The sequence below is a fragment of the Paenibacillus liaoningensis genome (assembly GCF_059609455.1).
Map to the genome: position 1 here is coordinate 1 of NZ_JCAALU010000032.1, position 15,498 is coordinate 15,498.

Annotated in this window: 15 protein-coding genes and 1 pseudogene; 10 read left to right on the forward strand and 6 right to left on the reverse strand. The window is 49.0% G+C overall.

The window, feature by feature from the left end; genetic code table 11:
• The first annotated feature begins 240 nt into the window (after positions 1-240).
• Together AC6B99_RS32195 and AC6B99_RS32200 are read left to right on the forward strand one after the other, a co-directional pair.
• Complete coding sequence (locus AC6B99_RS32195) at positions 241-1,155, forward strand: phosphotransferase (protein ID WP_430164622.1); 915 nt, start codon at positions 241-243, stop codon at positions 1,153-1,155.
• A 557-nt stretch (positions 1,156-1,712) separates the two neighbouring features.
• Positions 1,713-3,170 (forward strand): annotated as a pseudogene (locus tag AC6B99_RS32200) (IS110 family transposase).
• Positions 3,171-3,380: 210 nt separating this feature from the next.
• Here the strand turns inward: AC6B99_RS32200 and AC6B99_RS32205 are convergent.
• Positions 3,381-3,782 carry a VOC family protein gene (locus AC6B99_RS32205; protein WP_056043101.1) on the reverse strand — a complete coding sequence of 134 codons (402 nt, stop codon included), beginning with the start codon at positions 3,780-3,782 and terminating at the stop codon, positions 3,381-3,383.
• A 358-nt stretch (positions 3,783-4,140) separates the two neighbouring features.
• On the opposite strand from AC6B99_RS32205, the gene AC6B99_RS32210 reads away from it, so the two are divergent.
• The 8 genes from AC6B99_RS32210 (at position 4,141) to AC6B99_RS32245 (ending at position 11,014) form a co-directional block, all read left to right on the forward strand.
• Positions 4,141-5,058 carry a proline dehydrogenase family protein gene (locus AC6B99_RS32210; RefSeq protein WP_056043105.1) on the forward strand — a complete coding sequence of 306 codons (918 nt, stop codon included), beginning with the start codon at positions 4,141-4,143 and terminating at the stop codon, positions 5,056-5,058.
• Positions 5,059-5,105: 47 nt separating this feature from the next.
• The gene (locus AC6B99_RS32215) at positions 5,106-6,302 is read left to right on the forward strand and encodes an ornithine--oxo-acid transaminase (protein WP_056043107.1); all 1,197 of its coding nucleotides are present in this window, start codon (positions 5,106-5,108) and stop codon (positions 6,300-6,302) included.
• Between the two features lie 51 nt (positions 6,303-6,353).
• Positions 6,354-7,904 (forward strand): L-glutamate gamma-semialdehyde dehydrogenase, encoded by a 1,551-nt coding sequence (pruA, locus tag AC6B99_RS32220; protein WP_496665078.1) that lies wholly within the window; start codon positions 6,354-6,356, stop codon positions 7,902-7,904.
• Between the two features lie 50 nt (positions 7,905-7,954).
• Positions 7,955-8,872, forward strand: a complete 918-nt coding sequence (rocF, locus tag AC6B99_RS32225; protein ID WP_496665079.1) for an arginase — start codon at positions 7,955-7,957, stop codon at positions 8,870-8,872.
• 182 nt (positions 8,873-9,054) lie between these two features.
• The gene (locus AC6B99_RS32230) at positions 9,055-9,201 is read left to right on the forward strand and encodes a hypothetical protein (protein WP_155973632.1); all 147 of its coding nucleotides are present in this window, start codon (positions 9,055-9,057) and stop codon (positions 9,199-9,201) included.
• Between the two features lie 123 nt (positions 9,202-9,324).
• Positions 9,325-10,023 (forward strand): MOSC domain-containing protein, encoded by a 699-nt coding sequence (locus tag AC6B99_RS32235; protein ID WP_235533341.1) that lies wholly within the window; start codon positions 9,325-9,327, stop codon positions 10,021-10,023.
• A gap of 67 nt (positions 10,024-10,090) precedes the next feature.
• A complete protein-coding gene (locus AC6B99_RS32240; RefSeq protein ID WP_496665080.1) occupies positions 10,091-10,687 on the forward strand; it encodes an MSMEG_1061 family FMN-dependent PPOX-type flavoprotein in 597 nt (198 codons plus the stop codon).
• 27 nt (positions 10,688-10,714) lie between these two features.
• On the forward strand, positions 10,715-11,014 hold the full coding sequence (locus tag AC6B99_RS32245) for a MazG nucleotide pyrophosphohydrolase domain-containing protein (RefSeq protein ID WP_430158676.1): 300 nt from the start codon (positions 10,715-10,717) through the stop codon (positions 11,012-11,014).
• A gap of 16 nt (positions 11,015-11,030) precedes the next feature.
• Here the strand turns inward: AC6B99_RS32245 and AC6B99_RS32250 are convergent, their stop codons facing one another.
• The 5 genes from AC6B99_RS32250 to mnmL form a co-directional block, all read right to left on the reverse strand.
• Positions 11,031-11,453: a DUF1801 domain-containing protein gene (locus AC6B99_RS32250; RefSeq protein ID WP_496665081.1), complete on the reverse strand. Its 423-nt coding sequence runs from the start codon at positions 11,451-11,453 to the stop codon at positions 11,031-11,033.
• 23 nt (positions 11,454-11,476) lie between these two features.
• Entirely contained in the window at positions 11,477-12,007 is a 531-nt protein-coding gene (locus AC6B99_RS32255) for a hypothetical protein (protein ID WP_496665082.1), read from the reverse strand.
• Between the two features lie 631 nt (positions 12,008-12,638).
• Complete coding sequence (locus AC6B99_RS32260) at positions 12,639-13,610, reverse strand: type I phosphomannose isomerase catalytic subunit (RefSeq protein ID WP_430158667.1); 972 nt, start codon at positions 13,608-13,610, stop codon at positions 12,639-12,641.
• Positions 13,611-13,647: 37 nt separating this feature from the next.
• Positions 13,648-14,238 (reverse strand): tRNA 5-(aminomethyl)-2-thiouridylate-methyltransferase MnmM, encoded by a 591-nt coding sequence (gene mnmM, locus AC6B99_RS32265; protein WP_056043128.1) that lies wholly within the window; start codon positions 14,236-14,238, stop codon positions 13,648-13,650.
• A 1-nt stretch (position 14,239) separates the two neighbouring features.
• Positions 14,240-15,211, reverse strand: a complete 972-nt coding sequence (mnmL, locus tag AC6B99_RS32270) for a tRNA modification radical SAM protein MnmL/YtqA (protein WP_056043131.1) — start codon at positions 15,209-15,211, stop codon at positions 14,240-14,242.
• Positions 15,212-15,498 lie beyond the last annotated feature (287 nt).

Sequence of the window (15,498 nt, forward strand, 5' to 3'; positions counted from 1 at the left end):
AGAGCGACCTCCTTATGATGGCTAAAGGGCTATGACCCGTGACTACCCCATCTTACTGGAGGCGCTCGTTTTTATGCAAAACGCAAAATTAACGCTCTACAGGAATCCTAACGGGAAGGATAGAGGAACAGACGGTAAGGTTGTTCTCGAACAGAAGAACAAATTAATGATATGATGTTGTAAATGGAACAGGCTAGTCGAGCCTATTTTCTATTTTCGTGAGGGAGTCGATAAATGGGTATGGGAAGTACGAATCAATGGGATGCGGAATGGGAAGTATCAGAAGAATTAGCTCATAAATTAATAAGCAGTCAGTTTCCACAGTTAGCTTCACAAAGCGTACAAAAACTAGGATACGGCTGGGATAATACTGTTTTTCTTGTTGGGGCCGAATATGTATTTCGCTTTCCAAGAAGAGAAGTTGCAATTAATAGTTTAAGGATGGAAGGAAAGGTACTACCTAAGCTTAAAGATTATTGTTCCATTGCATATTCGATACCGCTATTTTTTGGGGAAGGGGATTATAATTATCCTGCGCCTTTCCTAGGCTACCCCTATTTATCAGGAAAGTTTCCAATCGGATTAACTGACAAGCAACGTGCGTTATCAGCAACAACGCTCGCGCAATTTTTAAAAAGCTTACATGCATTCCCTGTGCAAATTGCCCAAGAAAATGGAGTTCAACATGACCACAGAAATTTGATTGATATTGCAATGCGTAAAGAAAAGTTGCATAGATTCATTTCCAACCTTGCCCTTCATTTTAGTGAAGAAGAGTATCGTGAATTATCGAACTATTTGGAACAGCTTGGGACTGAAAAAGTGAACCCCAAAAACGTATTCCTCCATGGAGACCTTCATTTTAAAAATATGCTGGTAGACGAGAATGGAATAGTTTCAGGGATTATCGACTGGGGCGATATCAATATCGGACATCCTGCTTGCGACTTGAATGTCGCGTATAGCTTTTTGCCTCCGGATGCACGTTCAGACTTTTTCAAAGAATATGGGGATGTCGATGAAGAAACGAAGATATTAGCTCGATTAATAGCCATATACATTCCCATTTTGATCATGATGCAGGCAATTGATTATAAAGATGAAAAGTTGGTTGCTGAAGCAAAAGCGATCATAAAACGTGCTCTCGCTGATTAAGAAATGTCATTCCGCTAACGGATACGTTAGTACAATATATTGGCTTTTATTACTTTTGAGCAACATGCTAAAATATATTAGTACCAGTTAACCTCTGAGTCTAATGTGGAGCTTAGAAAGACTTCTATAAAGTATTTGTGGTAACTGGTACGATATTTAGAAGGAATTAGCCCCCTAATAGGCGTATATATAATTGTGCAGTGACCTCTCAGGGAACAACCGCCCAGAATAGGTTTGGAGCCGGCAGGACATCCTCCTGGACTTCTTTAACAGAAATGAGGCGCTCCAAGTTTTTGGCGCTGCACATTTGATGATTATTCAACCTGTCGAAATGACAGGTTTTTTTGCGTAGATTAACAAAGAACTTAACAGAGAAATAAGGAAATTGTTTCCTTATGTCGAAAGAACTTAACAGAAGCCCTTTAAAGTTATTGAGGCGGATTCTCGACCTCTCAGTTTATTTTGGGTATAGCACCGAATCTAAAACCTGACATGCTACATTGGGCCCATTACGGAGCTCTTAAGAAAACTTGGTTAATCTGGTGCAAATGATTCGAATAGGTGATCATAAGTTGGATAATTTTATGCTTACGGATATGAGCATTAATGAAGGTCAAGAAAACTCTAGAGCCTTCTATCCCTTCTATGTTGGAATTGATATCGGTTCGGATTTCCATGTTGCTGCTTGAATTCCTTTTGAAAAGTTCCGCAGTGAGAAGGAATGGAAACGCAGTAAAACAATGAAGTTCAACTCGGATAGCCAAGGAATTACAAAGTTTATCCATGCTTTAGAAGATATTCAGGCACAATTCGGGTATAAACCCCAGGATTTCTTTATATTACTGGAGCCAACTGGTGGACATTATTCATATCTTGTAGTTCGAGTTTTATTAGATCGAGGCTATTCTATATATCAGGTTGAAAATAAAGCTGTAAAAGATTTTCGTGAACGCCAGCTAGGACTTAATGAAAAATCCGATGAAATTAATGCTAGAATCATGGCCTATATGGGATGGCACAAAACCCTTCATCCTGATATGCGTTCGGTGCGAATTGTTCGTCCTGCAAGTGCAGAGCAGGTTTTGTACCGCACATTAACTAGGGATCGCTGGTTACTTACTACTCAATTAACGAGACGTAAGAATCAAGTCCAGCAATTATTTTCTGTAACCAATCCTGAACTTAAACGAGCTTTTAAAAAAACCGGGGCGTTAAGTGTCCTCAAATTGGCTCTGAAGTATCCTACATCGCAGGAAATGGCCAAGGTAACTCAGGATGAACTTAGGCAAACTCTAATAACTATTGGTGCAAAAACTACTGCTACGAAAGCCTCTACGACCTTGGCGGAATTGTTACCCAACACATTAGCCTTGAACATTCCACACCTAGCTGAACGGCAAACGTGGCTAATTGAAGAAGCTTTGCGTATAGATGAAGCGATAAAAAGCATGGATAAACAGATTTCCTCCCTGCTTTATGGTGATAAAGAAAAAGGATACAAACCGCATCCTTATACAAAAATACTTATGTCATTCCCTATCATGAGTGAATCTATGGCCTGTACATTTATCGGCGCTATTGGTGATATTGAACGCTTCTCAACATATTTAGAGCTTAAAAAATACCTTGGTGTAGCCGCTGAGAATAAAATCTCGGGCACATCTGTTTTTAAAAGTAGGCAGACATACGAGGGTGTTAGAGATACTCGTAGAGTTCTATTCTTAATGACTTTACTGTTAATATCTCCAAAAATAAGTGAAAATAGTTTTCGTGTTTACTATAAACGATTAGTTGATCGAGGGATGGCGAAGAGAAAAGCAATAGGTCATGTATGCGGTAAGATAGCCCAAGTTTTATACTCATGCCTTAAAAACAACGAACCGTATGATCCGTTCAAACACGCGAGCAAAATGGGAGTAATCCTTGATGGCGATAAAGTAAGATTAAAGATCCCAGCTAATTTAGAAGATTACGAACGCCAAGCGGATGAGTTAGCTGATGACGATGTCTTATAAACGACGTATCGTACACTGCCTTAGTATAGAACATAAATAGCCCATTGCCTTGTAAATTGGAAACTAAGGAACTTCCAGTTTACGGTGATGGGCCCACTGAATTTTTATAAGCACTACACTACATTAGACTCGCCGCAGTGATCGGAAGTCGGTCTATATGCGGTGCAAAAAAACGCCGGTGACCTTAAGCAGGTGACCGGCGTTTCCCTATTAGCTTTTTGGCATTTTGCTTTCATCCATGTACAGCAGGTTCCAGCGGTGGCCGTCCAGGTCGGCAAATGCTGCGCCGTACATCCAGCCGTCATTTTCACTAGGCTTGCTAAAGATGCTTCCTCCAGCTAACTCTACTTTTTGAATAAAGGCATCTACTTCGTCTCTGCTTTTAGCGCCAATGGAAAATATGACTTCTGCGCTTTGGGAAGTATCTGCTTTTTTTGAACCTGTAAATTTCTCAAACGCCGCATCCGGGAACAGCAAAATCGTTGTTTGGCCTATGGCAAGCTTGGCTCTCTCGTTACCAACGCTCGCCGCATGGAATCCAATCTCATTGAAAAAGGTAGTTGACCTCTCAACATCTTTGACCGGCAGGTTAATCCAAATCTCCTGTGACATGAGCGTAGCCTCCTGTAATATATTTTAAACTACTCCTACTATACTCTACCTCTGGCAGCAGAAGCGAATCAAGGCTACCGCTGTTTCTATTTTCAATCCAGTCTAATACAACATTTTCAATACACACCAATAAGCTTCGTTATGCTCGGCACAGCTCCGAGTTTTTTATTATATCCGGAAAGATTTTTCGAATAACGGAAAAACAAGGACGTTCATCAAGCTTTTGTTTTAATGATGGATTTATTGCCTGTCTGCATTCATACCTTATTTCATAAGCACATTTCGCCTATGCCACAGTCGGAGCCTGCTGCCATTCAAGAAAGAAGCGGCAGGACATTGCCTAGAAGGAGGGGAACGCATGGCGGTCATGCGTGACATGCTGTTGTATTTGTCCAAAAACCGATTAGCCAATCGGATGGCGCAGCGCTTTGGGCTTCGCCTTGGCGCAGAACGCTTCGTAGCGGGAGAGACGCTTGCCGCAGCGATGAAGAAGGTAGCCGCGCTTAACGAGAGCGGCCTCGTCGTGACGCTTGACCATCTTGGCGAATTTACCCGAAGCGAGCAGGAAGCGAAGGAATCCGCCGAAGAGGTTGTGAAAGGGCTGCAAGCTATTGCGAGCGCCGGGGCCGCCGCCAACGTTTCCGTGAAGCTGACGCAGCTCGGGCTGGATATTTCTTATCCGCTATGCCTTAGCCATATGCGAATGATCGTATCGGAGGCGAAACGGCTGGATAGCTTCGTGCGCATCGATATGGAGGATTACGCCCGCAATGAGCCGTCGATCCAAATGTATGAGCAGCTGCGCGCAGAGTTCGGCCATCATATCGGCATTGTCCTGCAGGCTTATTTATTCAAAACCGAAGCGGATATGGAGCGGCTGAGCATTTTGAAGCCGAACTACCGATTGGTAAAAGGCGCCTACAAAGAGCCGCCAGAGGTCGCTTTCCCTGACAAAGCGGATGTAGATCACAATTTTATCCATCTCATTAAAAAACAGCTGGAAAACGGCCATTATGCCGCTGTCGCAACCCATGATGATGCGATTATTGAATGGGTAAAGGGTTATGTCAAGGAGCAGGCAATACCGATGACGCGGTTTGAATTTCAAATGCTGTACGGCATTCGCACAGCGCTCCAGCAGCAGCTCGTTGAAGAGGGCTACAAGGTGCGGGTCTATGTGCCGTACGGAACAGATTGGTATGGCTACTTTATGCGGCGGCTGGCCGAACGGCCGGAAAATGTCTCTTTTGTGCTCAAATCCATGTTCAAACGATAGGCTGAGCTGAGAAAGAAATAGCCATCAGGCTGGAAAGAGGGATGGTCATGAAGGAGCAGGCTAATACGATTGAGCAGACCGAGCGGCTTGGCGCGCATAACTATCATCCGCTGCCGATTGTAATCGCCAAGGCGGAAGGCGTGTGGGTCGAGGACCCGGATGGAAAGCGTTACATGGATATGCTCAGCGGGTATTCGGCGCTCAATCAAGGGCATCGGCATCCGCGAATTATAGAAGCTTTGAAGAACCAAGCGGATCTGGTCACGCTGACGTCGCGAGCTTTTTATAATGAGCCGTTTGGGGAATTGCTTGCGCTGCTGACAGATTTAACGGGCAAAAATATGCTGCTGCCGATGAATACCGGTGTGGAAGCGGTAGAGACGGCGGTGAAGGCGGCCCGCAGATATGGCTACCGGGTAAAGGGCATTCCGTCGGGCCAAGCGGACATTATTGTGTGCGCCGGCAATTTTCACGGTCGGACGCTGACCGTTACGTCTTTCTCTTCCGAGCTTTCGTATCGGGAAGACTTTGGCCCGTTTACACCGGGCTTCACCATTATTCCCTATGGCGATATTGCGGCGCTGGAAGCGGCCATTACCCCGAATACGGCTGCGTTTCTCGTCGAGCCGATTCAAGGGGAAGCTGGCATCATTATTCCGCCGGAAGGTTATTTGCGCCAGGCTGCCGCTTTGTGCCATCAGCATCAGGTGCTGCTGATGGCAGACGAGATTCAGACGGGGTTTGGCCGTACGGGCAAGCGCTTCGCCTGTGATTGGGAAGCGGTCACGCCGGATGTTTACATTATGGGCAAAGCGCTTGGCGGCGGCGTGCTGCCTGTGTCAGCGGTAGCGGCGGACAGCAGCATTTTGGGCGTGTTTGAGCCGGGCTCGCATGGCTCAACTTTTGGCGGCAATCCGCTGGCGAGCGCCGTAGCAGTCGCAGCGCTCCGTGTAACCGAGGATGAGCGCCTCGCGGAAAGATCGCTGACACTGGGCGAGCGGCTGCTTACCAAGCTGCGCGAAATCAAGCATCACGACATTGTGGAGGTGCGCGGCAGGGGGCTTTTTATTGCGATCGAGCTGAAAGGAGCGGCGCGGCCCTACTGTGAGAAGCTAAAGGAAGCCGGCCTGCTATGCAAGGAAACGCATGAAAAGGTAATCCGGCTTGCGCCGCCGCTGATCATTTCCGAAGACGAGCTGGCATGGGCGGCTCAGCGTATAGCGGATGTTTTTCAAGCGATGTGACCCGACTTATCCAAATCATCTATTTTAAGAGGAGAAGGGTGGAGCTTTCCTATGATTACTTATGTACCGGAGCCATTTACCGATTTTACGATCGAGGCGAACAGCGAGGCGCTTGCAGCAGCCATTAGCCAAGTGCAGCAGCAGCTGGGCCATGTTTATCCGCTTATTATCGGCGGCAGCAGGGTCATGACAGAGGAAATGCAAAGCTCCATCAATCCTTCCAGCACGAGCGAGGTCGTGGGGCGGGTATCGAAGGCAAATGCAGAGCAAGCAGAGCAGGCGATCGCAAGCGCCTATGAGACGTTTAAGTCGTGGTCCAAGGTGCCTGTGGCGCATCGGGCGAGATTGCTGTTTAAGGCAGCAGCAATTTTGCGCCGCCGCAAGCATGAGTTTAACGCCTGGCTCATGATTGAGGCGGGCAAGACGCGCGGGGAAGCAGATGCTGATACGGCGGAAGCGATTGATTTTCTCGAATATTATGCGCGGCAAATGCTGGAGATGAGTGAAACGGCAGCGAAAAAGCTGGTCGTTCGGCGCGGCGAAGATAACGATCTGCAATATATTCCGCTTGGCGTCGGTGTCGTCATTCCGCCGTGGAACTTTCCGCTGGCGATTATGGCGGGCATGACGACGGCGGCGGTAGTGGCGGGCAACACGGTAGTGCTGAAGCCGGCAAGCACAACGCCTGTGATCGCGTACAAGTTCGTCGAGGTGCTGGAGCAGGCGGGCATGCCGGCTGGCGTCGTCCAGTTTTTACCTGGGAGCGGCGCGGAAATTGGCGATTTGCTCGTGACGCATCCGCTGACGCGCTTCATTTCCTTCACGGGTTCTCGGGAAGTCGGACTGCGAATATTCGAGCTGTCTGCCAAAACATCGCCGGGCCAAGTTTGGCTAAAACGGTTTGTCGGCGAGCTGGGCGGCAAAGATGCCATCGTTGTTGATAGCGAAGCGGATCTGGAAGCAGCGGCGCAGGCGATTGTCGCTTCGGCATTCAGCTTTTCCGGGCAAAAATGCTCTGCCTGCTCCCGGGCCATCGTCCACGAGGCTGTCTATGACGCGGTATTAAAACGCTGCACCGAGCTGACGGAGGCGCTGACCGTCGGCAATACGGTGGACTTTAGCAACTATACAGGGCCAGTCATTGATTCGAATGCGTACCGCAAAATTTGCGAATATATCGAAACGGGCAGCAAGGAAGGGAGGCTTGTGACCGGAGGGCAAAAGGCGGAAGGCGATGGCTATTTCATTCAGCCTACGATTATTGCTGATCTCAAGCCTGATGCTGTACTGATGCAGGAGGAGGTTTTTGGCCCGGTGCTCGGCTTCTGCAAAGCTTCATCTTATGAAGAGGCGCTTGAGATTGCCAACAACACGGAATATGGACTCACAGGTGCGGTATTTTCGACGAACCGCGTTAAGCTGGAGCTGGCGCGCGAGCAGTTCCATGTCGGCAATCTTTATTTTAATCGAAAATGTACAGGAGCCATCGTCGGTGTCCATCCTTTCGGCGGCTTCAATATGTCGGGAACGGATTCCAAAGCCGGGGGGCCGGATTATTTGCTGCAATTTACACAGCTTAAGCTGATTTCGGAGCAGCTGTAAATAGCTGAAGCAGGTGATAATCAAGCCCAGCAGGTAAAGGAGGATGGCTTATGCTGCCGATTAGCCAAACGGATATTTCAATTATCGGTGTCCCGATTGATCTGGGGGCAGACCGCCGCGGCGTCGATATGGGCCCAAGTGCCATTCGCTGCGCGGGTATTGAGCAGAAGCTGGAGCAGCTCGGCTATATGGTGCATGATTTGGGCGATGTGGCTGTGCGCCGCCCTGCATCGCGTCCCGAACCAGGCGAGAAGCTGAAATATGTAGATGAGCTCGTTAGAGTCAATAGCAAGCTGGCGGACAAAACGGCCGAGGAGCTGGGGAAAGGGCGGTTTCCGCTTATTTTGGGCGGCGACCACAGCATTGCCATTGGCACGATAAAAGGGGTGCAGCGCCATATTCCGCGCCTTGGCGTGTTATGGTTCGATGCGCATTGTGATGCCAACACAGCGGATACTACGCCGTCGGGCAATATTCACGGCATGTCGCTGGCGGTTAGTCTCGGCTATGGCAGCCGGCGCCTGCTTGGAGTAGGAGGCGGTGGTGGCAAACGCGAGCCGATCCGCCCGGAGGATGTCGTCATTATCGGGGCCCGCTCGATTGATCCGGGCGAGAAGGCTTTGCTGCGCAAGCTTGGCGTCCGCGTCTATACGATGCATGATATTGATCGGCGAGGCATGGACCAGGTAATGGAGGAAACGCTTGAGCGGCTTGCGGCAGCAGATGGCGTCCATTTGAGCTTCGATTTGGACGGTCTTGACCCGAATGATGCCCCGGGTGTCGGTACGCCAATTATCGGCGGAGTCAGCTATCGGGAAAGCCATCTTGCGATGGAGATGCTGGCCGAATCGAAGCGGCTTGTATCCGCGGAGTTTGTTGAGGTGAATCCGGTACTCGATTACCGCAACAAAACAGCTCATACAGCAGTCGAGCTGATCGGTTCTGTTTTCGGTGAGCAAATTATGTAGCTCGGCAGCAAGTCCGGCATAAACAGCAGAAACACAAGGAGGCTGCTTCCGTGTCCAGTAGCCATCTGGCAGCGGAAGCCGCCTCCTTGTGATGATTATCGTTATTCTTATAGACATTAAGTGTAGGGTCATACAATCATGTAGGCGCATCCGAGGTGTATGGATAGAGTACAATTAATGAGTTGAATGCCTCTTCCGCAGTGCTTGCTGCTGCGTATCCCGAGCTGGTGGAGCCAAGCATCGCCGGCCATTCCATTAATGGAATAAGCCGATTGGAGCTTCGGCACTTGCGTATTTTTGCTGGAAATTATGTGCTGAACCGTCCATAATAGAAGGACTGGATTATGCATTTTATATGATAAAGCGATAGATATCGATGGCTACAGGTGGAATGAAGGCTGGCTGGATGGTCGAAAGGGCGGCGTCTGATCAGCAGACAGGAGGGAAGCATAGTGGTAGCGGGTTCAATTAAATCGATCAATATTGGGATGCCTCAGCAGGTACCCTATTTGAAGAAAGAGGTTTTAACGGGCATTCATAAGCATCCTGTCCAGGATGCTGTTAAGCTTACTGCCGTCTGCTTCGAGGGAGACGGCCAAGCGGATTTGGTCCATCATGGCGGGGAGGATAAGGCGGTGTGCGTGTATCCTTTTGAGCATTATGCCTATTGGGAGACGCAGGGCTTGCCGATGAACTTCGGCGCCTTTGGCGAAAATCTTACGACGCAGGGCATCGTTGAGGAGAATATCCATATTGGCGATACTTTCCAGCTTGGGACGGCAATTGTGCAGGTAAGCCAGCCTCGTCAGCCCTGCTTCAAGCTGTCCGTCAAATACGGCTTGCCCGAGCTTCCGCTGCAGGTGCAGCAGACCGGCTATACCGGGTATTATTTTCGAGTGCTCAAGGAAGGTGTCGTTTCGCCTTCGGACTCTTTAATATGCATAAGCAAGCATCCGGCAGCGTTGTCGATTTCTTACGCGAATCAAATTATGCATGTGGAGAAAACGAATCAGGAGGGCATGGAGCGGCTGCTTGCCGCGCCAGAGCTGTCCAGCAGCTGGAGGGCGACTTTCACAAAACGTCTGGCCGGGCTGGAGACGGATACAACGGAGCGGCTATCGGGCCAAGCGGCGAATAAGCAAGCCGATTAAGTTGAACGATTGACTAGGGTATGCATGCTATATAGCAAAGCAATCAAAAACGAGGAGGTAGACCTGCATGACCCATTTATTGTGGCAGGAAGATAAAGTGACGACCGCGGAAGAGCTGAGAAGCATGATGACCGAGCCTTCCGAAGCTGTCGTGAAAAAAACGATTTCCATTATCGATTCGCATGCCGCCAATTACTTGTCGATGTCGCCGCTCTTTTTTCTAGCGACCTCGAATGCGGCTGGTGTAGGCGATGTTTCCCCGCGCGGGGATGAGGCCGGCTTTGTTAAGGTGCTTAATGAGAAGCAAATCGCATTCCCGGATCGTCCGGGCAATAGAAGAATGGACTCCTTGCTGAATGTGATTGAAAATCCGCAAATCGGCATGATTTTTATTATTCCGGGGCTTGATGAAGTGATGCGGGTGAATGGACGTGCGAGCATTACGCGTAATGTTGCATTTATCAGCAGCATGGATTGGAATGGCAAGACGAGCGGCCTTGCCGTTGTCGTTGAAGTCGAGGAATGCTTCATCCACTGCCCACGGGCGTTTAAGCAGGCCGGATTATGGTCGCATGAGCAGTGGCCTTCCAAGGAGCAGCTGCCATCCGTTCAAGATTTGTTCAAAGCCCATCTTGAAATTAACGGCTTCCCGGTTAAAAAATAATTTTAGACAACGAAGGCAGGTACAGTCATGCAATTATCTGAAATGCAAAAGCATGTGAAGGAATTCAGCACTGCTCATGGGTTTGACGAATCAACGATTGAGCAAAGGGCGCTTTATTTAGTTACAGAGGTGGGGGAGACGGTAAAAGAGCTGCTGCATCTTTCCTACCACCCCGACCATGAGAAGAAGGAAGAAATCAAAGACCGTTTGGGCCTGGAAATGTACGATATTGTGTGGAATATTTGCGACCTTGCCAATAAGCTGGATATAGATTTGGAGCAGGCTTTTTCGAAAAAGATCGAAATCAACAAAACTCGCACCTGGTAATGGCGATTCGCTATTTCTAAAAATTCGGATACGTCTCTTTAAGAAACTGGATGGACTGGTGGATCAACGCCTTTAAGACGTCCGTATCTATGTCGGCCACTTTATTGATGTAGACGCATGCCTTGCCCGCTGTATGTTTTCCGAGCTGTAGCAGCAGTACCTCTCGATGCGTGTCGCCTGTGGCAAAATACAGGCTGATCTTGGCTTTTCTTGGGGAAAAGCCAACTAGAGGTGCATCCCCGGCATGCCCTGATTCATATTGGTAATGATACGACCCGAAGCCGATAATGCTGGGCCCCCACATTTTTGCGGGAAGCCCTGTAGTTTCGGTGAAAAGGTCGAGCAGCTTATATGCGTCTTCCCGTTTTTTAATATTTTCGACTTCTTCAATAAATGCGATGACGCTGTTGTCGGTTTCCTTCGTTTTTAGCTCGTACATGTTAAATGCCTCCGATCGCTCATCTAGTGGTTGTAAATTCGTCTATAGGACTCGCGGAATGGGGTTCCGTCCCCTTCGATCACGCTAATCAAGTAGTCGCCAAATTCCTCCTGATACTGAAAATGCAAATTAGCTCCCGTATTTAAAAAGGCAATGATCATATCGTGGTCCTTGCAAATTTCGATGATCTGCAGGCCATTTTGCGGGGCATAAAGCTTAAAGCTTTCCCAAAAATGAATCTCATATTCCTTTATTATTTCCTCTTTGCTGATGCGTGAGCTGCGGTTAATAAATTTAAGATTTTCCCCGATCAATGCCAGACTGTCATCATAAAAAATTTCCAAAAGCCAGTTTTTAAACTCAAATCCTAAAATGGTGCCGGTTATGGCGCTGTGGCTTTCCTTGCTGCTGCATTTCATCAATAAATCATGGAAGCCGCTGTTTTTATGGGCGGGAAGGTTGAAAAAACCTTTGTGCTTCAAATAATCTTCGATCGAAAAATCGATACTCTCCATCTCCATATAAGAGGAGGGCGAGAGCGTAGAATTAATCATTCGTTTGTTCCCAAACCGACTTGTTAGTTCGCTTATAAGGAAATCATCATGGGCTTTGGAATAGTGAAAAATGAGGCGCAATCCGTTGTCGAGTATGGCTTTTCTGCTGTTTTTTGTTTGTGTGCATGTGTGGATAGCTAAACGATGCTGGGCCGCATAACGCTCAAAATCATGCCAAAAATGAATGTCGCATATGTTTGCTATTTTATGAGAGTTCTTGATTCGGGCCAGCCTCTTAAAGTCGATAAGCGAGCCATAATATTGGTCATGAACATAGATTAGGGATAAGTCGAAGTGGCGAAATTCAAAATCCAATACTGTACTTTGCCCGCTTCTTACGCTTGCCTGGCAGGCAATTAGCAGCTCATGAAAGGTTAAATGTCCGTTTTCGGGTATTTCGATAAATCCGCCATGTTTTATAAAGGCATGCAGTTCAGCGTACTTATGATTATTTTCTCCTAAGTGAATAGGTAACACCTCTCTTATATGTAAAGCGAGTCTCCCTATAAATTATACATGATCAAGGAATGTGAACGCATGCTCCGATATGCCCTATACAAATAAAACAGGGACGCGATTTGCTCGCATCCCTGTTGTCTATTCCTTTATGTCCTTGCCCCTGAAAAAATCCTTACGCAGGAACAACGCTGCGAATGACGGTCAGGCTGCCGTCCAGCTCATAGCCGCCAAGGCTTGCTGGAAGCAAGTAAGCTTGGCCTGCAGCGAGTGCGAGCTCGCCATCTGCCCATTTCAGCTTGCCGCTGCCTTCGGCAACGATCAGGATGACGAAGCTTGTAGCAGGCGTTTCATAAGCTGCTGCGGAGCGGATGATTCCTTTTTCCACAATAAAATAAGGAGATGAGGCAATGGTCAGCCACTGGCCATCAGCAACGCCTTCGGTAGTCATGCGGCTTGCTCCAGCGCCGTCATAAGCAATGACGTTCAGCGAGTCCTCGATATGCAGATCGCGCAGCTCGCCATCAAGACCAAGACGGTCATAATCATACAGGCGGTAAGTCGTATCGGAGTTTTGCTGAATTTCGGCAACGACTACGCCAGCGCACAGCGCATGGACGGTTCCTGCCGGTATGTAAAAGGCGTCGCCTGCTTGAACGGGAACCTCTTGCAGCGTATCCATAATGCGTCCTTCAGCAATTGCAGCTTCCATAGCGCCGCGGTCTACGCCGTCCTTCAAGCCGTAAATAATCGTTGCGCCTGGCTTGGCATCAAGGATGTACCACATTTCGGTTTTGCCAAGCTCGCCTTCAGGCAATCCTTCGTACGTGTCGGTCGGGTGAACCTGAATCGACAGGTCATCATTGCAATCGAGCAGCTTGATGAGAAGCGGGAAGCGGCCATTTTTTTCGGAGAAGCCTTTCGTGCCGAACCACTCGCGGCCATAAGCTTCGCGAATTTCGTCGAGGCCTTTGCCAGCAAGCTCGCCATTAATAACCTTCGTCGTGCCATTCGGATGGTCGCCGATCATCCAGCCTTCGCCAATCGAGCCTTCCGGCAGCGTAAGCCCAAACTGCTCAAGCGCACGGCCTCCCCAAATACGTTCCTTCATCTCTGGTTGAAATTGCAGTGGATATGGTTTAGTCATTACAGTATCTCTCCCTAAGTTAAGTAGTTTAAGCTTTTCATTTGGCTTTTTTCTCTACGCCAAGCAAATATGGTGCAGCTTTCTTATGAAGCTGACGGTACAGCATAGTGGAGGCAGCCTCATCAGGCAGTGCTTCAACCCATTGCTGTACGGCAGCCGCTTCCTCCGCGCCGCCCGGATGACCGGGATAGACGACGCATGTAATGATGCCGCCAGGACGAAGCAGAGCAAGCGCTGCTTCCAGCGCGGCAATTGTAGTCGATGGCTGCGTAATAAGCGACTCATCGCCTCCAGGCAAAAAGCCGAGATTAAACATCACTCCGGCAATATTGCCATGAAGTGCGGTTGGCAGGCCATCCGCCATATGCTCGTGGCTTTGGAGCAAAAGCTGCGTCTCCGCGAGCTTTTCCTTGCCGCTTGCACGTATTGCATCCAGCCGCTCCCGCGTCCGGTCGAGCGCCGCCTGCTGGATGTCGAAGGCAAATACGCTGCCGCGTTCGCCGACGAGACGGGCGAGGGCTAGCGTGTCAACGCCGCCGCCTGACGTGGCATCGATGACGGCATCACCGGGCTGTGCCCGTTCGGCCATCCAGCGATGCGCCATGCTGAGAACCGATAAAAATCCCATGCTAGCTGTTCACCCACAGCTTTCCTTGCCAAGTGCCACGCTTACGCAGCTCATCATCAATTGCATTGAGCACTTCCCATTTCTTGAGGCTCCACATTGGGCCGATGAGCAGGTCGCGCGGCGCATCTCCAGTGAGGCGATGGACGATCATCTCTGGCGGCAAAAACTCCAGCGTGTCGCCAATGAGCTTGACGTATTCGTCCTTCTCCAGAAAGCGCAGCAGTCCAGCCTCATATTGGCGAACCATTGGCGTCTTGCGCATGAGATGGAGCAGATGGATTTTGATGCCCTGTACATCCATGGCGGCAACTGCGCGTCCGGTGTCCAGCATCATTTCATGCGTTTCCTGCGGCAGTCCATAAATAATATGGGCGCAGACGCGGATGCCGCGCGCACGCAAGCGTTTTACCGCGTCAACATAGCAGGCGGTATCATGCGCCCGGTTAATCAGCTCTGAGGTCGATTCATGCACCGTCTGAAGTCCCATTTCGATCCAGAGGTAGGTGCGCTCATTGAGCTCTGCCAAATAATCGACGACATCGTCCGGCAGACAGTCGGGGCGGGTTGCAATCGACAGGCCGACAACGCCGGGCTGCTGTAAAATCACTTCGTAATATTCGCGAAGCTCCTCTACGGGTGCGTAAGTGTTCGTATAGGCCTGAAAGTAGCCGATATACTGGGCATCGGGCCATTTTTGATGCTGGCGGTCGCGAATGTTGTTGAACTGGGTAATGAGATCATCCCGCCGGCTCCCGGCAAAGTCGCCTGATCCGCGCGCGCTGCAGAAGGTGCAGCCGCCCTTGGCAATGGATCCATCGCGGTTCGGGCAAGTAAATCCGGCATCTAGCATGACCTTGAACACTTTGCCCCCGAATTGCTCGCGCATCTCGTAGTTCCATGTATGAAATCTTTTATCGCCCCATAGCTGGGGTTCATTGGCTGATTCTAATGCTGTTGCTTTTAATGAATTCATTCCGTTCTCCTTCTCTTATAAAAAGGGTGGTGAAAAAATCGGAGCGGAGTGAAAGGTTTGAATCGGAGAAGCATATACTTAAGCTTTCCGCAGGAAAGCCGCTTCATAAGCCAAACCTTTCACGCAGTGCAGATTCTTTTTGACCGCCATTTATTCGCTCCCTCTATTTTAACGAAAAAACAGGCGGAAAGCCACGCCCGATTATAGGTTGAATGTAAACGTTTCCACTATGCGGAAAACTGGAAATTATTTTTGAGAAAACAGAAAATAGGCTTGCTATACCTTAC